Origin of the sequence: Parabacteroides johnsonii DSM 18315 (assembly GCF_025151045.1) — a bacterium.
Taxonomy (GTDB): domain Bacteria; phylum Bacteroidota; class Bacteroidia; order Bacteroidales; family Tannerellaceae; genus Parabacteroides; species Parabacteroides johnsonii.
Genome location: NZ_CP102285.1, coordinates 1,388,475 through 1,405,695 on the forward strand (window position 1 = coordinate 1,388,475; position 17,221 = coordinate 1,405,695).

Here is a 17,221-nt window from a genome sequence, read left to right on the forward strand (position 1 = left end):
AAAATTTGAAATGAAACAGAAAGTAAAACTCCTCTTTCTCCTGGGAATTGTCAATTGTCAATTGTCAATTGTCAATTGCCAAGAGAAAGTGGTGCCGTTCAGTTTTGGAGATATGGATCATTGGGTCGTTCGCGAGATACATGAGTCCGGCATCATCGGAGGAAATACGAAGCATCTTTATGAGCTGGGTCCGACGGATACGATCATCGGCAATACAGCCTATACGAACCGGGGCGGTTCGCCGTGGGCGAACTCCAACGTGATGGCAAAGGTGGCAGGCGTGGTGAAGACGAATACTTCTGTCTTCCCGGAGAGGCGGGACAACGGTTGGTGTGCGCGTCTGGAGACACGAATGGAAAGTGTGAAGGTTTTCGGCTTGGTCGATATCGAAGTGGTAGCTGCCGGTTCCGTTTTTCTCGGAACGGTGCACGAACCGATCAAGGGAACCAAAAATCCGCAGGCCATGTTGAACAGTGGAGTGGCGTTTACCAAGAAGCCGAAGGCGTTGCGTTTTGACTATAAGGTGAAGCTGGCTCCGGAAAAGAACCGTATCCGCAGTACCGGTTTCAGCCGTAAGTCGACGGTTGCCGGACAGGATTCGATCGCAGCCATCCTTTTGCTACAGAAACGTTGGGAAGATAAAGATGGAAACATATATGCCAAACGTGTCGGAACGATGGTGCAGCGTTATACGGAATCCAGCAATAGCTGGGTGAATGATGCGACCTACCCGATCCTGTACGGTGATATTACGAAGCATCCGGAGTATAAGCCTTATATGCGGATTCAGGTGGAAGAGCGCTATGCTTTGAACAGCCAAGGTAAAAGCGTCCCTATTCAGGAAGTAGGCTGGGCGGCGGAAGGCGAATTGCCGACTCATCTCGTCCTGCAATTTACTTCCAGCCACGGTGGTGCCTATATCGGCTCGCCGGGCAATACGATGTGGATCGATAATGTAAAACTTATATATTAGTTGAAAGTTGAAAGGTGAAAGTTGAAAGTGATGAATTTTTCTTTTTAACTTTCACCTTTCAACTTTCACCTTTCAACTTTCACCTTTCAACTGAAAAAATGGTGGTAAAAGATAAAATAAAGGCACTTCGCGAAGCGCTGGAGCAACATAATTACAACTATTATGTGCTTTCGGCACCGACGATATCGGACCGTGAGTTCGATGAGATGATGAAGGAGTTACAGACCCTTGAAGAGGCGCATCCTGAATATGCCGACCCTCATTCGCCGACGCAGCGGGTGGGGAGCGACCTTTCCAAAGAGTTTGAACAGGTAGTGCATAAATATCCGATGCTTTCGTTGGGTAATACCTATTCGGAAGATGAAGTGAAGGATTTTTACGAGCGCATAGCCCGTGACCTGAACGAACCTTTCGAAATCGTTGCCGAGTTGAAATATGACGGAACCTCCATTTCTCTGACATATGAGGACGGACGTCTGGTTCGAGCCGTGACGCGTGGAGACGGGACACGTGGCGACGATGTGACGGCCAATGTGAAGACCATCCGTTCGGTCCCTTTGAAACTGATGGGCGACGGATACCCGGCAGCATTTGAGATAAGGGGGGAGATCCTGCTTCCCTGGGCCGAGTTCGACCGCTTGAACAAAGAACGGGAACAACAGGAGGAGCCTCTTTTCGCCAATCCGCGCAATGCCGCTTCGGGTACACTGAAGCAACAGAACCCGGCTATTGTGGCTGCTCGTAAGTTGGATGCCTATTTCTATTATTTGTTGGGGGAGGAGTTACCGGCGGAAACGCATTTCGATAATCTGGAGGCGGCCCGTTCATGGGGGTTCAAGGTGCCGAACGTGATCCGTGTGTGCAACAGCTTGGAGGATATATACGATTATATCGCCTATTGGGACGCCGAGCGCAAGAACTTGCCGGTTGCAACAGACGGGATCGTTTTGAAAGTGAACTCATTGCGCCAACAACTCAATTTGGGATTTACAGCCAAGAGTCCGCGTTGGGCGATTGCCTACAAGTTCCAGGCCGAACGCGCCGTGACACGCCTTAACTCCGTGTCTTTCCAAGTCGGACGGACGGGGGCCGTTACTCCGGTTGCTAACCTGGAACCAGTATTGCTGGCCGGGACGACCGTAAAGCGTGCATCCCTCCACAATGCGGATATCATCGAAGGACTCGATCTGCATTTGGGTGATAAGGTGTTTGTGGAAAAAGGCGGCGAAATCATCCCGAAGATTGTCGGTGTCGATGTCGAGGCCCGTGGTTTGCTGGTAGGTGACAAGGTCCGTTTCATCCGTTCCTGTCCCGAATGCGGCACACCGTTGATGCGCCCCGAAGGAGAAGCGGCCCACTACTGTCCGAACGAAGCCGGCTGTCCTCCCCAGATCAAGGGAAAGATCGAGCATTTCGTTACCCGGAGGGCCATGAACATCAATATGGGACCGGAGACTGTCGAAGATTTGTACGAAGCTGGCTATATCAAGGATACGGCCGATCTCTATACATTGGAAATATCTGATCTGCTACGCTTGGAACGTTGGGCTGACAAGAGTGCCCGTAACCTGATGGCGAGCCTCGAAGAATCCAAACAGGTTCCCTTCGAGCGGGTCCTTTATGGATTGGGGATTCGTTTTGTGGGCGAGACGGTGGCTAAACGCCTGGTTGCTGCTTTCCATTCGATGGATCAGTTGGAACAGGCTTCTTTTGAGGACTTGATAGCTGTGGATGAGATCGGGGAACGGATTGCCCGGAGCATCATCGCTTATTTTGCCGACGAACGTAACAGGAATTTGGTGAACCGTTTGAAGGAATACGGGCTGCGGATGTCCGTGGCCGAAGAAGTGCTGGCAAACCGTTCCGAGAAACTGAAAGGTCTGAGCATTGTCATCAGCGGGACATTCGCCAGACATTCCCGCGACGAGTACAAAGCCATGATCGAGCAGCATGGCGGGAAGAACAGTGGCTCAGTGTCCGGCAAGACCGATTATATCCTGGCGGGAGATAATATGGGACCGGCCAAGCTCGAAAAGGCGGCCAAGTTAGGTGTGAAGATTATAAATGAAGACGAATTCTTAAATATGATAGCGGAATGAGACTGACGAATTATTTTATTAAAAAGAAAGTGCAGTCTTTAGCTTCCGGGGCTGCCAGTCGCAAGCATGAGTTTTGTACGCTGGAAGATGCAGGCCATATCCTGGTCCTTTATCAGGCAAAGGATGGCGAGCTTGTGGAACCTTGCTTGGACGTCCTGCGTAAGAAGAACAAGAAGGTACAGGCTTGTGTCTATGTAACCGGCGATCTGGCACCTGAAACGGATGCCTCGTACATCCCGGTCCATGCCAAGAAGGATGTGAGCACTTGGCTGGTTCCTTCCGATGCTGTTCTGGAACGGTTCAGGACGATCAAGGCGGATATCCTGATCGATCTTACGCGTCCCGACTGCTACCCGATGCAATACCTTATGCTACAGCATCCTTGTGGGTTCAAGGTGGGAGTGAAACATGCCGATATCGATTTATATGATCTCTCCATATCAGTAACAGAGCGCGAAGATATCAAGCATTTGTTCGAACATATATTATTTTATTTGCAGGAGATACGCTCAAAATGATATAAATTCCTTATTTTTGCAGTACCGTTGACAATTGACAGTGGACAATTGACAATTGACGAGTAAAGTCACAATTGTTCCTTTATCCATTATTAATTGTCAAATGTCAATTATCAATTGTCAATTATAATCATGGCAGACATAAATTTAAAAGGAATGGGTGTGGCGTTGATCACTCCCTTTAAAGAAGATGAAAGTGTAGACTATGAGGCGTTGGCTCGGCTTGTAGACTATCAGTTGCAGAATGGAACCGATTATCTGGTTGTGTTAGGTACCACTGCAGAAACTCCTACACTCACGGAAGAAGAAAAGAAGAATATAATCAATTTGGTCGTGACGAAGGTAAACGGACGCATTCCCATCGTGTTGGGTGTGGGCGGAAACTGTACGCGTTCGGTTGTCGAGAAGTTGAAAAACGATAACTTTGACGGTATAGATGCGATCCTGTCTGTCGTACCTTATTATAATAAACCATCTCAGGAAGGGATCTACCAGCATTATAAAGCGATAGCGGAGGCGACCGCGTTACCGATTGTCCTGTATAACGTTCCGGGACGTACCGGAGTGAACATGACGGCCGAGACTACGCTGCGTATCGCCCGTGAGTTCAAGAACGTGATCGCAGTCAAGGAGGCTTCCGGCAATATCACCCAGATGGATGATATCATCAAGAACAAACCGGCGAACTTCAATGTGATTTCAGGAGACGATGGCATTACGTTCCCGCTGATTACGTTGGGAGCTGTCGGCGTGATTTCTGTAATCGGCAATGCTTTCCCGCGTGAGTTCAGCCGTATGGTGCGTCTGGCATTGGCAGGCGACTACGATAGTGCCCGCACGATCCACCATAGTTTTACGGAGCTGTTCAGTTTGCTGTTTGTCGACGGTAATCCGGCAGGAGCGAAGAGTATGCTGAATGCAATGGGCTTTATCGAAAATAAATTGCGCTTGCCTTTGGTTCCGACCCGTATCACCACATTCGAAAAGATTCGTGACGTATTACGCCAGTTGAGCATCAAATGTTAAGATATTTCAGGCTGTAGGAGGGTGTGTCAGATTGATATTACTGGACGCGGATGACACAGAATACGCAGAGGGACGCAGATTTATTTTGCTGATAATTAATAATATCTGCGCTCTTCTGTGTTATCTGCGTCCCATGAATACCGATATTTGACACACTCTCGATACCGTCCCAATAATCCCCCTCCCAATTCAACCCATATAACCCCACATTTAGTTTATGCCTCTGTACTCGTTAGGCGTATGTCCCACATTTTTCTTAAATACCCGGGTGAAATGTTGGGGATATTTGAATCCCAGTTCGTAAGCGATTTCGCTGACGGTTTTGTTTGTGCCTAATATCTTTTCTTTGGCGATGTCGATCAGCCGGAGCTGGATGTGTTCTTGTGCGGATTTACCCGTTTCCTTCTTTATCAGGTCGCCTAAATAGTTGGCGGAAAGATGCAGCTGGTCGGCACAGTAGCGTACGGATGGCAAACCGATCGTTTGCGGTTTGTCGGTCTGGAAATAACCGTTCACGACATTCTCGAACTTGGAAAGGATGTCTTTGTTTACATTTTCACGGGTGATGAACTGGCGGTCATAAAAACGGATGCTGTAATTGAGCAAAAGCTCGATGTTGGAGACAATCAGCATTTTGCTGTGCTTGTCTATTCCCCGGTTAAGCTCTTCGCTGATGTTGTTCAGGCAATCGATGATGACACCCCGTTCCTGTTCGGAGAGATGAAGGGCCTCGTTCACCTCGTAGGAGAAGAAAGAATAGTCCTTCATATTGTGTCCGAGGGATGTGCCGCGGATCAGGTCGGGGTGGAATAGCAGGGCGCGGCCTTTCGGTTGGAAATACTCGCCGTTGTCATCGATACCGATCACCTGTCCGGGAGCCAGAAAAACCAGCGTGCCTTCCTGATAATCGTAATAGTTGCGTCCGTATCGCAAATCTCCGCATTTGACCTCCTTCAGGAAGACTGCATAGAAACCGTAACTCATGCGTACGTGCTTCATCATCCGGGACGATTTCGACAGATCGATAACACTTACCAGCGGATGCAAGGTTTCATGGCCTACCATTTCATTGTACTGACAGATATTGTCCAGTTTAATAATTTCTCCCATAACCTTCTTTAGTTTGTTTCCTCACAAAAATAATATATTTTTTCTTCTTATCCCATCTGTTTCAACTCTTCGGTAATATTGGTAAGCATAACCGTAATTTATATACAGACTATCGAAATGATCTGGTATAACTTTGCATACAGGAAATATAAATAGATTAGCATATAATGAAAAAGATTGTTTTAGGATTATCAGCTTTAGTGGCGACTTATTTTGGAATCTGTGTTTCACAATGTGATGTAAATGCACAAGTATCAGCTCAACCGATTGTGAAATTGGTTGAATCTGATGCTTTTCGAAGAGTCGAATTGCAGCATTTGCCTTATGATGTATTGAAAACGATGGGGACATCCGAAGCCTATGAAGGCTGTACCTTCGAAGGTGCATACGTGAAAGGGACGGAGTGCGCTCCTCTGTATAAAGTATTGGTACAGAAAGAAGACCGAACACAAATGTATGTTTTTATGAACCGGGAAGGCAAGATTATGGAATAAGTCATTACCTTTGCACCCGGTTTAGAAAAATGATGAATTATGACACTTCCGGAAGATCCGATGATGCTTTTCAGCGTTATCAATATGAAATTACGTGATAATTATTCCTCTCTTGACGAATTGTGCGACGATATGCATATCCAAAAAGAGACACTTGTCCAGGAACTGAAGAACGTAGGATTCGAGTATAGCCAAGAGAATAACAAGTTTTGGTAATCGATGGAAAGCGGTGTGTCAAAATCCCCTTGTCCCCGCACTTGATGCGGGGCCGCAAAAGGACAGACCTTATCAATCAGATTTTTATAGGGCCGGTTTTAATGCGATCCCGCGTCAAGCGCGGGAACAGGATAGTTTTGACATACCTCCTTTTAATATGATCCATACGGCAACGACGAAAGGAGCGGTCAGAGTCACGAATCCAAAGTGCATCCCCAATAGCTGCAAAGCGATGGAAAGCAAAATGGAAGCTGTCGCCCACAAGCCGCTTTTCCATGTGTCGCCGCCTAAAGCGATCGCACATAAGACGCCGTTGTAACCGATCAGTCCGGCATTCAGCGCCGTATAATCTGTTCCGGCCACCCAAGCGACAAGGATGGGAAGGAGGGCTCCCCAGACCGTATATAATGCATGCCAACGTGAATTGACAAGGATGGCAGCAAGGAAGAACAGACCGGACAGGATCGTATTTCCTTGGAACATCACCTGTCCGATATTCAGACAGAAGGCCCGTACCAGATCGGGTGATTGTTCGGCAACGGCAGGAGCGGAGGCCGACAAAAGCGAGGGATACCCGTATGTACATCCGGCCAGCAATATCCAGACCGATAAAATGAACGGGGCGGTATATCCCGGCAGTTTCCCCCAATAACCGAACAGACGGGCAATCCAGGTGGACAAGGCGGAACCGGCTATTAATAACGCTATCGACAGGAGGTTGATCGGCATAAAGACACCGATGGCGATCCCGACCAGCGTCCCGTTAAATCCATAGAGTCCGTTCCGGATATCCTCCCGGCTATACTTGCAAAGACAGGCCGTCAAATTACCGACTAAATTCCCGGCGACGGCCAATAGGGCCATTTGCCATGAACCGCATAAAATACCCACTAACATAAGGGCTCCCGAAAGAGCGTTGTTCTGAAACATTACCTGACCGATTCCACGGCTTATGATAAACAATCCTTCACGCATGTTTTTTTGCTGCAAAAATATAACGATTTTCCCTGAAGTCCTACAGTATAATGCAAGATTTATTCGTACATTGGCCCATAAATTGTAATAGGGTTATGAATAGTCGTGTATATCTAAAAGTGATGGTTGCCGGATTGGCAGGGACATCTGTGTTGTTTTCCGCGTGTGTACCGGGTTCCCGTTCGGAGTTAAATGACAAGGAACTGGTAGGGAAACAGCTCTTTTTTGACGAGTCGTTATCGGAACCGGCCGGACAGTCGTGCGGAACCTGCCATGAACCGACGAAAGGGTTTGCCGATACATACGGACGGATCACTTCGGAAGGGGCCGTGAAAGGCTTGTTCAGCAACCGGAACTCCATGAGCTGTTCGTATGTGGCGTATGTCCCGGCCTTGTATTATGACGAAAAAGAAGAAACCTATGTAGGCGGCTTGTTCTGGGACGGCCGGGTGAACTCGTTGGAAGAACAGGCCGGCCAACCGTTCGTCAATCCGCTGGAAATGGGAAACAAGGACAGCCGGGCTGTTACGGAGAAAGTCCGGCGTGCAGCCTACTATCCCGATTTTGTGCGTATTTATGGAGAGACAGCGTCCGACGATTCTCTTTATGCCCATATATTGGATGCAATAGCCACTTATGAACGTTCTGCCGAGGTGAACCCCTTCACGTCCAAATACGATGCCTACCTGGAAGGCAAATGCCAGCTTACCGGACAGGAGATGGAAGGGCTGGACTTATTTAAGGAGAAAGGTCTCTGCGCGGAATGCCATATTCTGGAAAACGACGAGCGAGCCGGACGTGTCCTGTTTACCGACCATACATATGACAACCTCGGAATCCCTTCCAACCCGGACAATCCGTTCTTCCGGGTTCCCGCTCCCCATAACACGGTCGGGCGGGACACGATGGATCTGGGGTTAGGGGCTTTTCTGCATGATAGTACCGAATTCGGCAAGTTCCGGGTACCCACGTTACGCAATATCGCCCTGACAGCTCCTTACGGGCATAACGGCTATTTCAAGACACTTGAGGAGATTGTCCATTTCTATAATGTGCGTGATGTGGAAGAGTACCCGGCTCCCGAATATGCGGAGACCGTCAACCGCGACGAACTGGGGAATCTCGGACTCACCCCGGAAGAAGAAGCGGCCATTGTCGCTTTCATGCATACCTTGACCGATGGGTATCGAATAGATTGATCCATATTATTTTTTTGTATACATTTGCTGTCATTTAATAAAAAATGAAAGAGATATGAAAACAAGATTGATGATGTTCGTGGCGGTTTTTGTCTTGGTCGCCATTTCGGTGAAAGGAGCGGTTGTCGATACGTTGGATGTTTATAGCGAGGCAATGAAGAAGAATGTCCAGGTCGTTGTCGTTTCTCCGGATAATAATCGTGCACCGAAACCGGTTGTCTACCTGTTGCACGGGTATGGAGGAAATGCGAAAACCTGGATTTCCATGAAGCCGGAGTTGAAAGATATTGCAGACCGCGACGGTCTGATCTTTGTTTGTCCCGACGGCAAGAACAGCTGGTATTGGGATAGTCCGAAAGATCCGTCTTACCGTTATGAGACATTCGTATCCTCTGAATTAATCAAGTATATCGATTCCGAATATCCGACAGTGAAAGACCGTTCCGGTCGTGCCATCACAGGGTTGAGCATGGGTGGACACGGAGCCATGTGGCTGTCTTTCCGTCATAAGGATGTGTTTGGCGCAGCCGGTAGTACGAGTGGCGGAGTCGATATCCGGCCCTTCCCTAATAACTGGGAGATGAGTAAGCAGCTCGGAAGCGAGAGCGACAACCAGGAGGTCTGGAACCGTCATACGGCAATCACGCAGATCGACCGCATTAAGAATGGTGAGCTGGCTATCATCTTCGATTGCGGTTACAGTGATTTCTTTTTCGAAGTGAATAACGACTTCCATAAGAAGCTGTTGAAATATAAGATCGACCATGATTTCCTGGTCCGTCCCGGATCGCATAACGGGGAGTATTGGAAAAACTCGATCGACTACCAGATCATGTTCTTTAAGAAGTTCTTCGATAAAAACAAAGGAAAGGATTAACCGGATAGGACTGGTTGTGAAATCCCTATATTTTGAAATCAAAGAGGGTGTGCCGAATATTGGTATTCATGGGACGCAGACAACGCATACGAGCGCAGATTAACGCAGATATTATTAATTATCAGCAAAATAAATCTGCGTCCGTCTGTGTGTTCTGCGTCATCTGCGTCCAGTGATATCAAATTGACACACCCTTCTCTTTTTTAGCTTAACCCTTCGATCACGCCGTTCACGATGTCGATGCGTTTTGCCTGCGGGTCTTTCGGTAGTCCCGGCATACGCATGATCTCGCCCATGATAACGACGATCATCTCCGCACCGTTATTGATGATGATGTCACGCACTTTCAACTCAAAATTCTTGGCCACCCCGTATGCTTTCGGGTCGGAAGAGAACGAATACTGTGTCTTGGCAATGCAGATCGGGTAGTGGGAGATGCCGAGGCTTTCGATCTGTTTGATTTTCTTGTCCGCCAAGGTCGTGTAGACAACGGAAGCGGCTCCGTAGATCTGTTCGGATACCTTTTTGATCTTGCTGCGGATCGGTTCGCTGTCCTCGTAGATGTATTTGAGCGGGGCGGAAGGTTTCTTTTCGATCGTGTCGACCACCAATTTCGCCAACTCGGCACCCCCTTCGCCACCGGCAGCAAATACGTTGTTCATACAGAAACCTACACCGATCTCGCGACAATGTTCTGCAACCAGCGCGATTTCCTCGTCCGTATCGGATGCATATCTGTTGAAGGTCACGATCACTTCCTGGCCGAAACGTTTCATATTCTCGACATGCTTGTCCAGGTTCTCGAAACCGTTTTTCAGCCCTTCTATATTCTGTTCTTTGATCTTGTCTTCCGGTACGCCTCCATGCAGCTTCAAACTCTGGGCCGTTGCCACGATAACCGTCAGTTTCGGTGTCAATCCGGCTTTGCGGCATTTGATGTCGAAAAACTTTTCAGCTCCTAAGTCGGCACCGAAGCCGGCCTCCGTAATGACATAATCACCATACGTCAGCGCCATTTTGGTCGCCAGGACAGAGTTGCAGCCATGTGCGATGTTGGCGAACGGACCTCCGTGTACGAATGCGGCCGTGTTCTCGGTTGTCTGTACCAAGTTAGGCAGGAGGGCGTCTTTCAGCAATACCGTGATCGCTCCGGCCACTCCAAGGTCGTTTACGGTGAAAGGCTTGTCATCGTTCGTATATCCTAACAAGATATTGCCGACGCGACGTTTCAGGTCCTCGATGTCCGTTGCCAGACAGAGAATCGCCATGATTTCCGAAGCGGGCGTGATGTCGAAACCAGTCTCTGTCGGTACGCCGTTGGCCGATCCTCCCAGGCCGGAAACGATGTTACGCAAACTGCGATCGTTCACATCCAGCACACGTTTCCATTTGATTTCTTTCAGCCCCTCGCAGGTATTACGCGTCTGGTAGATGTAGTTGTCCAGCAATGCCGTGATCATGTTGTGGGCGGAAGTAACCGCATGGAAATCCCCCGTAAAATGCAGGTTGATGTTTTCCATCGGCAACACCTGCGAGTATCCGCCTCCGGCAGCTCCGCCTTTCATACCGAAGCACGGGCCCAGTGATGGTTCGCGCAAAGCGACGACCGCCTTTTTACCGATCTTGTTCAATCCCAAAGCCAGCCCGATCGAAACGGTCGTCTTGCCGATACCCGCTTTCGTAGGAGTGATGGCTGTAACCAGGATAAGGTTGTGTTGTTTGATCTTCTCTTCATCGATCAGATGGAGAGGTATTTTGGCGATGTATCTGCCGTAATTCTGAACTTCTTCGCGCGGGATGCCTAATCCGGTCGCGATTTCTTTTATCTTGCGCAGAGAGACCTCTCTTGCAATTTCTATGTCCGATTTCATGTCTTATGTAAGTTTAAGTGGAAAACAAAAGTAAATATATTTTTATATAATAACAAAATGAAAGCTCGGGTGGTTTACAGGTGGTAATTCTCTCCCGATAAAAGTGTTAAATTGATAAATGTTGGTCTTTTTGACTTTTGAATATGCAATATGTAATATGTATTTGTTGTTTTGTTGATATTTTGTAAACCAGAGTTGGCAAAATATATACATTTAGCTATCTATTCTCTTAAAGAATTATAAAATAGACCTTCTTGTATGGAAGTAGTAGGGGTGGGTTTGATAATTTGTTTACTTTTGCATCGTGATGATGATAAAATGAAATCAAAAATCAGTTTTAATGTGATAAAAAGAAAGTGTTAGAATCTTTAAACCAATTTAGAGGAGATATGAATTATGTCAACAGCAAGATTTAGTTTAGCAGTAATTGCATCCAAAGTATTTGAAACAGAAACTTGGTTAAAAATGGTATCAGAGTGTTTCGGGGCCCGTTCGATATCCAAGCAGGTTTGCTCGGACAGCCAGGAAACAAAATGGGAACTTGCGCTCAAGCAGCAGCAGAAGGAGGCCCATTCGCTATGCCATCATGCAATTCATAAACTGATCCCGATGGCAGGTGCATACCAGCAGTCCATGTTGGAGGCTGTATCCCAGGCCAGTTCGATATACGCTCCGGACGAGGCGGAGGCTATTTGCCATGCCGGGAATAAGGTGCTGGATGAGATCTCGAATCATATTTCCGCTATCTTGTATAACGCCCGTAAGACGCGTGAAGCCAACCGCAAGGCCAACAAAATGGAAGATTCGCATATGAAAGCAGTCATATATCATAATTCGGTCCTGCCTTATATCGAGATGCTTCGTTTCCATATAGACAGCCTGAATGCGATAATAGCATAGTTTAGATAGATATACTATTGGATGATCATCAGGGAAAAGTATGGGAATATTTTTCCCTGAATTTGTTTCCGGTCGGAAGTATAGAACTCTTTCCCGGTCCCGACATTCTCAAAATAGTGGAAGTTCGCTTCCGGATGCAACTGGATGCAGGTATGGACAGCCTCCACGCATTGGGACAGCTTCATGATGACGATCACATAGCCGGCCTTGATTTTTTCCGACAATTCTTCCGCTGTCAGCGTTCCGGGTATGACGATGATCTGTTCTTCCTGTTTGACGATATGCAAGCCGGCTAAGGCTCCTGCCGCAATGAAGGCTGGGATTCCGGCGGTTCGTTCTACTTCGATGCGGTTCTCCCTGAATTTGTCGTATATATATTGTATGGAAGAGTAGAACCCGGCATCGCCTTCCGCCACAATGACCACCTTTTTCCCTTCGTCCCAAGCGGATGCTGCCTCTTCATACAAGGCATCGTAGACTTTCCAGGCTTCGGTGCGGTTTTTACTCATCGGAAGCGTGAAGAGCCGGATCGCGGATTCGCCGATTCCCAATTCTTCAATAATACGGGCCGCACGGGAGAGGAGTTGCCCGTTTTTGTTCATGGTGGCGGGACAATAGATGATCTCGGCCTGTCGGAGCTTTTTCAAGCCTTTCAGGGTGATCAGTTCGGGGTCTCCCGGACCGAGCGATACGAAGCAGATGGGGTACGACATATGCGTTTGATTTATTTGATGTGCAAAAGTGAGGAGAATTGAGGAACTTTCCAAATCGGCATTCCACAATTGTGGGGATAATTTCTACATATCCTGTTCCACAATCTTTTTTAGTTTCATTCTGTCTCAAAGTATGAAACTAAAGTTTCTGCCGCATGAAACTAAAGTTTCCCCGGATGAAACAAAAGTTTCAACCTGATGGAACTCTTGAAACTTTTAAAAGCAGTGAAGAATGTTTCAGAAGGAGAATACCGTTTTATGTTCTTTGGCATATAATTTGTATTTAATGGGGCGATTAGAAAAAGGTAAATAGATTGTTTAAAATTTTAGGTTATGAAGAAGTTAGTATTGATGATGGTTATGGTGGTTTCGTGTGTCTGTATGTCTCAAAACGGTTATGCGCAGGCAGGGCAGGACGAGAATATGGATATCGATATGTTGAGTATGAAAAATTTCTATGCGGTCGATATCGTCGATGTGGATCTTGCCACACAGGAAGCGATTTACAACGCTTATGAAAATTGCCTGATCAAAGAGGTGTACAAGTCGAATGGTGGCGGCAGCCCTATCCAGTATAAGGTCTCTCTCGAGACGACTGATCAGCGGAATCTGGTTGTCGCTTTCGACGAAAGCGGCCATGTGCTGAAAGTCATGCCGGAAGACGAATATCTGGCGGCTCGTAAGAAAAACTGATTTGTCTGCCACTTTTCTCTTGAAAGAAAAGTAATATTATTATATTTGCCCTTTGAAACAGGTTTCCCTGTCCTCCTTACAGGACAGGGATGAAAAGGGAACCGGGTGGGAATCCCGGACAGACCACGCTGCTGTGAAACTTCGGTAACATACCGGCAATACTCAATGCCACTGATCGGGGGATCGGGAAGGTGTCCGGGGATGGAAGTAAGTCAGAAGACCTGCCGTTTCGGTTTAGAAGAGTCTCGTCCTCGTGGGGTGGACAACGCTCGCCTGGTTATAATAAAATAATATTGAATATGAAAAAATGCCTGGCAGGGTGCTGCCTGCTTATGTCGTTGTGTGTCGCATCCTCGTGTACGACCAAAAACAATCAACGGACCGACAAGGTGGAAACGACGGAAAAAAGCGCGTTTTCCGGTGTCCATATTGTACCGGAGTATGCCCGTGGTTTCGAATTATCCTATCGGGACGGGTATGTCTTGCTGGATATCCAGGACCCGCAGAATGAGGAAAGTACGACTTTCCATTATGCGCTTGTCAGGAGAGGAACGAAACCGGCCGGCATCCCCGAATCGTATACTGTGATCGAGACACCCATCAGAAGTGTTATCTGTATGACATCTTTGCAGTTGTCCAATTTTATCAAGATGGGCGAACTGGACAAGGTCGTAGGGGTGACCAGTACCCGGCATCTGTTCAATAGAGAGATGAACGAACGTCTCAAGAGCGGGAAGACCGCCAAAATCGGTATAGAAGGGAATTTCGACAACGAGGTGATCATGAGTATGAACCCCGACCTGATCCTTGTTTCGCCTTTTAAACGGGGCGGATATGAGACCTTGAAGGATGTCGGTATCCCATTGATCCCGCATTTAGGCTATAAGGAGATGACGCCGTTGGGACAGGCGGAATGGGTGAAGTTCGTCGGTCTGTTGGTGGGACAGGAGCAAAAGGCAAACGAGACATTCGACGCCATCGCGGCCCGTTACAATGAATTGAAGGAGCTGACGGCGGAAGGAAAAGTGAAGAAACGTCCGGTCGTGTTGAGCGGCGAGATGCGGGGCGGTAACTGGTATGCCGTAGGAGGGGAGAGCTTTCTCGCCCAGCTTTTCAAGGACGCCGGTGCCGACTATTTCCTCAAAGACGATAAACGTTCGGGAGGTGTGACGCTCGATTTCGAAACTGTCTACAACCAGGGTGACGAAGCCGATTACTGGCGCATTGTGAACAGCTATCCGGGTACGTTCAGCTATGAGGCATTGAAGGAGCAGGACCCGCGTTATGCCGATTTCCGTGCCTTCAAAGAGAAAGGGATCATCTATTGCAACATGAAAGATACGCCTTTTTACGAAAGTATGCCGACCGAGCCGGAAGTCGTACTGGCCGACCTGCTGCATATATTCCATCCGGACTTGCTGCCCGATCATACGCCTGTTTATTATGCCCGACTCAAATAAGCTGCACGAATGAGACATTCCACTACTTTTCTTATGTTGCTCATCGTAGCGTCTATCCTGGTCCTGATGTTCCTGAATTTGGTGTTAGGATCGGTGTCTATCCCGTTGAAGTCTGTCTGGAACATTATTTGCGGACTTGGAGACGAGCCGGTGACTTGGCAGAATATCGTCTGGAAATCACGTCTTCCGCAGGCATTGACTGCTTTGGTGGCGGGAGCGGGCTTGGCGATAAGCGGCTTGCAGATGCAGACTGTTTTCCGGAATCCGCTGGCGGGGCCTTCCGTGTTGGGGATCAGTTCCGGTGCGAGTATGGGCGTGGCCTTCGTGGTGTTGTTGAGCGGTAGCCTCGGAGGAGTTGCGCTTAGCAAATTAGGGTTTATGGGAGAAATTGCGCTTTCGATTGCGGCTGTGATCGGTTCGCTGTCGGTGATGGCGTTGATCGTATATGTGTCGCAGAAGGTGAAAGGGAACGTGACGCTACTGATCATCGGTGTGATGATCGGCTACGTGGCGAATGCGGTGATCGGCGTGCTAAAGTTCTTCAGCGTGGAGGAGGATATTCGCGCCTATGTGATCTGGGGGTTAGGCAGCTTCTCACGTGTTTCCGGCAACCAGATGATGCTGTTTGTTGCGATCATGGCGATTCTGATCCCTTTGTCGTTCCTGTTGATCAAGACGTTGAACCTGATGCTGCTTGGCGACGGCTATGCCCGTAACTTGGGATTGAACATCAAGCGGGCACGTCTTTTGGTGATCACCTCGGCAGGAGTGCTGACGGCGATCGTGACGGCCTATTGCGGACCGGTCATCTTTCTTGGCCTGGCCGTTCCGCACCTGTGCCGGGCCATTTTTCAAACCTCCGACCACCGGGTCCTGATGCCTGCCGTCTTGTTTGCCGGTGCCGCATTGGCGCTCGCCTGTAACCTGATTGCCCGGATGCCCGGCTTCGAAGGGGCTTTGCCGGTCAACTCGGTGACTGCCTTGGTCGGTGCTCCTGTAGTGGCCTCCGTACTATTCCGCAAACGTAAGAACGAACTGAACGAATGATGAAACAAGATACGATCCATATACATGATCTCTCTATCGGTTACCGGACAAAGAACGATACTAAGTTGGTGGCAAGCCATATACAAGCCCGGATTTATAGCGGAGAATTAACCTGCCTGTTAGGGGAGAACGGAGTCGGGAAGTCGACGCTCTTACGCACGTTGTCGGCTTTCCAGCCGAAGTTGGGAGGTGAGATCGCCGTCTTGGGACGTGATGTGGATAGCTATTCGGACAAGGAACTGAGCACGACGATCGGTGTGGTCTTGACGGAGAAATGTGATATCCGGAATATGTCTGTGCGGGAGTTGGTCGAGATGGGACGCAGTCCCTACACCGGTTTTTGGGGGCGGTTGGGCAAGGAGGACAAGCAAGTCGTAGAAAAATCGATCGCTCTGGTACGGATCGAGAACCTGGCCTCCCGCATGGTGCATACCCTCTCGGACGGAGAACGGCAGAAGGTCATGATCGCCAAGGCGCTGGCTCAGGAAACACCTGTTATCTTTCTGGACGAGCCGACCGCTTTCCTCGATTTTCCGAGCAAGGTGGAGATCATGCAATTGCTCCACCATCTGACACGAAGCACGAATAAGACGATTTTCCTCTCCACACACGACCTCGAACTGGCGCTCCAGATCGCCGACAAGATTTGGCTGATGGACCGGACGAACGGGATTACGACCGGTACGCCCGAAGACCTTGCCCTGAGTGGCCATTTGAGCGGTTTCTTCGCCCGCAAGGGGATCGTGTTCGACACGGAGACCGGCTTGTTCCGTATTGATAACCAGTATTCGAGAGAGATACGTCTGACCGGTCACGGACAGAAGTATGCGATGGTCCGTAAGGCGCTCCAGCGGAACGGCATACGTGCCGGTAGGCATGTGGAGTCGCCTGTATGGATCGAGACGGGTGAGCTGTCTGCCGGTTCTGCATTCCTGATCCACCAGTCCGATGGATGTACGCTGTCTGCTGATACGATAGAATCCCTTTTGCAACAGCTTTCCATCTGACAAAAAAGCCTAAAAGGAAAAACTTTTCCCGCCTCATTTGTTA

17 protein-coding genes and 1 riboswitch are annotated in these 17,221 nt (G+C 48.6%); of the genes, 13 read left to right on the top strand and 4 right to left on the bottom strand.

Annotated features, from left to right (window positions below; genetic code table 11):
• The first annotated feature begins 10 nt into the window (after positions 1-10).
• The 4 genes from NQ564_RS05695 (at position 11) to dapA (ending at position 4,616) form a co-directional block, all read left to right on the top strand.
• Positions 11-973 carry a PCMD domain-containing protein gene (locus NQ564_RS05695; protein WP_008157931.1) on the top strand — a complete coding sequence of 321 codons (963 nt, stop codon included), beginning with the start codon at positions 11-13 and terminating at the stop codon, positions 971-973.
• A 98-nt stretch (positions 974-1,071) separates the two neighbouring features.
• Positions 1,072-3,072, top strand: coding sequence for an NAD-dependent DNA ligase LigA (gene ligA, locus NQ564_RS05700; RefSeq protein ID WP_021863177.1), 2,001 nt, complete (start codon positions 1,072-1,074; stop codon positions 3,070-3,072).
• Positions 3,069-3,590 (top strand): DUF6913 domain-containing protein, encoded by a 522-nt coding sequence (locus NQ564_RS05705; protein WP_008148266.1) that lies wholly within the window; start codon positions 3,069-3,071, stop codon positions 3,588-3,590. Before ligA ends, NQ564_RS05705 begins: the two co-directional genes overlap by 4 nt.
• Positions 3,591-3,722: 132 nt before the next feature.
• Positions 3,723-4,616 carry a 4-hydroxy-tetrahydrodipicolinate synthase gene (dapA, locus tag NQ564_RS05710; protein ID WP_008148263.1) on the top strand — a complete coding sequence of 298 codons (894 nt, stop codon included), beginning with the start codon at positions 3,723-3,725 and terminating at the stop codon, positions 4,614-4,616.
• 210 nt (positions 4,617-4,826) lie between these two features.
• On the opposite strand, the gene NQ564_RS05715 is transcribed toward dapA, so the two are convergent.
• Entirely contained in the window at positions 4,827-5,726 is a 900-nt protein-coding gene (locus NQ564_RS05715) for a helix-turn-helix domain-containing protein (RefSeq protein ID WP_008148261.1), read from the bottom strand.
• Between the two features lie 167 nt (positions 5,727-5,893).
• On the opposite strand from NQ564_RS05715, the gene NQ564_RS05720 reads away from it, so the two are divergent.
• Both NQ564_RS05720 and NQ564_RS05725 read left to right on the top strand, forming a co-directional pair.
• Positions 5,894-6,220, top strand: coding sequence for a hypothetical protein (locus NQ564_RS05720; RefSeq protein ID WP_008148257.1), 327 nt, complete (start codon positions 5,894-5,896; stop codon positions 6,218-6,220).
• A gap of 39 nt (positions 6,221-6,259) precedes the next feature.
• A complete protein-coding gene (locus NQ564_RS05725) occupies positions 6,260-6,436 on the top strand; it encodes a DUF4250 domain-containing protein (protein ID WP_008148256.1) in 177 nt (58 codons plus the stop codon).
• 114 nt (positions 6,437-6,550) lie between these two features.
• Here the strand turns inward: NQ564_RS05725 and NQ564_RS05730 are convergent, their stop codons facing one another.
• Entirely contained in the window at positions 6,551-7,411 is an 861-nt protein-coding gene (locus NQ564_RS05730) for an urea transporter (RefSeq protein WP_129649881.1), read from the bottom strand.
• 95 nt (positions 7,412-7,506) lie between these two features.
• On the opposite strand from NQ564_RS05730, the gene NQ564_RS05735 reads away from it, so the two are divergent.
• Positions 7,507-8,610 (top strand): cytochrome-c peroxidase, encoded by a 1,104-nt coding sequence (locus NQ564_RS05735; RefSeq protein WP_008157915.1) that lies wholly within the window; start codon positions 7,507-7,509, stop codon positions 8,608-8,610.
• A gap of 70 nt (positions 8,611-8,680) precedes the next feature.
• Complete coding sequence (locus NQ564_RS05740; protein ID WP_370009009.1) at positions 8,681-9,487, top strand: alpha/beta hydrolase; 807 nt, start codon at positions 8,681-8,683, stop codon at positions 9,485-9,487.
• 203 nt (positions 9,488-9,690) lie between these two features.
• Here the strand turns inward: NQ564_RS05740 and NQ564_RS05745 are convergent, their stop codons facing one another.
• Positions 9,691-11,358, bottom strand: coding sequence for a formate--tetrahydrofolate ligase (locus tag NQ564_RS05745; RefSeq protein WP_008148250.1), 1,668 nt, complete (start codon positions 11,356-11,358; stop codon positions 9,691-9,693).
• Positions 11,359-11,823: 465 nt separating this feature from the next.
• Here NQ564_RS05745 and NQ564_RS05750 point away from each other — a divergent pair, with 465 nt between their 5' ends.
• On the top strand, positions 11,824-12,258 hold the full coding sequence (locus NQ564_RS05750) for a glutamine synthetase (protein ID WP_227963227.1): 435 nt from the start codon (positions 11,824-11,826) through the stop codon (positions 12,256-12,258).
• 14 nt (positions 12,259-12,272) lie between these two features.
• Here NQ564_RS05750 and NQ564_RS05755 read toward each other — a convergent pair whose 3' ends face one another.
• Positions 12,273-12,971, bottom strand: a complete 699-nt coding sequence (locus NQ564_RS05755) for a precorrin-2 C(20)-methyltransferase (RefSeq protein WP_008148246.1) — start codon at positions 12,969-12,971, stop codon at positions 12,273-12,275.
• 333 nt (positions 12,972-13,304) lie between these two features.
• On the opposite strand from NQ564_RS05755, the gene NQ564_RS05760 reads away from it, so the two are divergent.
• The 4 genes from NQ564_RS05760 to NQ564_RS05775 all read left to right on the top strand — a co-directional run bounded on the left by NQ564_RS05760 (position 13,305) and on the right by NQ564_RS05775 (position 17,178).
• Positions 13,305-13,664: a hypothetical protein gene (locus tag NQ564_RS05760; protein WP_008148242.1), complete on the top strand. Its 360-nt coding sequence runs from the start codon at positions 13,305-13,307 to the stop codon at positions 13,662-13,664.
• A gap of 41 nt (positions 13,665-13,705) precedes the next feature.
• A riboswitch (cobalamin riboswitch) is annotated at positions 13,706-13,907 on the top strand.
• 56 nt (positions 13,908-13,963) lie between these two features.
• Complete coding sequence (locus NQ564_RS05765; protein WP_008148240.1) at positions 13,964-15,124, top strand: ABC transporter substrate-binding protein; 1,161 nt, start codon at positions 13,964-13,966, stop codon at positions 15,122-15,124.
• Positions 15,125-15,133: 9 nt separating this feature from the next.
• Positions 15,134-16,171: a FecCD family ABC transporter permease gene (locus tag NQ564_RS05770; protein WP_008157907.1), complete on the top strand. Its 1,038-nt coding sequence runs from the start codon at positions 15,134-15,136 to the stop codon at positions 16,169-16,171.
• A complete protein-coding gene (locus NQ564_RS05775) occupies positions 16,171-17,178 on the top strand; it encodes an ABC transporter ATP-binding protein (RefSeq protein WP_039848129.1) in 1,008 nt (335 codons plus the stop codon). The genes NQ564_RS05770 and NQ564_RS05775 overlap by 1 nt, the downstream gene beginning before the upstream one ends.
• Positions 17,179-17,221: the final 43 nt, after the last annotated feature.

What these genes read in the sequence shown, in the direction of transcription:
- NQ564_RS05715 (WP_008148261.1), bottom strand. Translation starts at nt 5,726, where the DNA reads ATGGGAGAAATTATTAAACTGGACAATATCTGTCAGTACAATGAAATG.
- NQ564_RS05770 (WP_008157907.1), top strand. Translation starts at nt 15,134, where the DNA reads ATGAGACATTCCACTACTTTTCTTATGTTGCTCATCGTAGCGTCTATC.
- dapA (WP_008148263.1), top strand. Translation starts at nt 3,723, where the DNA reads ATGGCAGACATAAATTTAAAAGGAATGGGTGTGGCGTTGATCACTCCC.
- NQ564_RS05730 (WP_129649881.1), bottom strand. Translation starts at nt 7,411, where the DNA reads ATGCGTGAAGGATTGTTTATCATAAGCCGTGGAATCGGTCAGGTAATG.
- NQ564_RS05735 (WP_008157915.1), top strand. Translation starts at nt 7,507, where the DNA reads ATGAATAGTCGTGTATATCTAAAAGTGATGGTTGCCGGATTGGCAGGG.
- NQ564_RS05720 (WP_008148257.1), top strand. Translation starts at nt 5,894, where the DNA reads ATGAAAAAGATTGTTTTAGGATTATCAGCTTTAGTGGCGACTTATTTT.
- NQ564_RS05705 (WP_008148266.1), top strand. Translation starts at nt 3,069, where the DNA reads ATGAGACTGACGAATTATTTTATTAAAAAGAAAGTGCAGTCTTTAGCT.
- NQ564_RS05775 (WP_039848129.1), top strand. Translation starts at nt 16,171, where the DNA reads ATGAAACAAGATACGATCCATATACATGATCTCTCTATCGGTTACCGG.
- NQ564_RS05740 (WP_370009009.1), top strand. Translation starts at nt 8,681, where the DNA reads ATGATGTTCGTGGCGGTTTTTGTCTTGGTCGCCATTTCGGTGAAAGGA.
- NQ564_RS05755 (WP_008148246.1), bottom strand. Translation starts at nt 12,971, where the DNA reads ATGTCGTACCCCATCTGCTTCGTATCGCTCGGTCCGGGAGACCCCGAA.
- NQ564_RS05745 (WP_008148250.1), bottom strand. Translation starts at nt 11,358, where the DNA reads ATGAAATCGGACATAGAAATTGCAAGAGAGGTCTCTCTGCGCAAGATA.
- ligA (WP_021863177.1), top strand. Translation starts at nt 1,072, where the DNA reads ATGGTGGTAAAAGATAAAATAAAGGCACTTCGCGAAGCGCTGGAGCAA.
- NQ564_RS05695 (WP_008157931.1), top strand. Translation starts at nt 11, where the DNA reads ATGAAACAGAAAGTAAAACTCCTCTTTCTCCTGGGAATTGTCAATTGT.
- NQ564_RS05760 (WP_008148242.1), top strand. Translation starts at nt 13,305, where the DNA reads ATGAAGAAGTTAGTATTGATGATGGTTATGGTGGTTTCGTGTGTCTGT.
- NQ564_RS05750 (WP_227963227.1), top strand. Translation starts at nt 11,824, where the DNA reads ATGGTATCAGAGTGTTTCGGGGCCCGTTCGATATCCAAGCAGGTTTGC.
- NQ564_RS05765 (WP_008148240.1), top strand. Translation starts at nt 13,964, where the DNA reads ATGAAAAAATGCCTGGCAGGGTGCTGCCTGCTTATGTCGTTGTGTGTC.
- NQ564_RS05725 (WP_008148256.1), top strand. Translation starts at nt 6,260, where the DNA reads ATGACACTTCCGGAAGATCCGATGATGCTTTTCAGCGTTATCAATATG.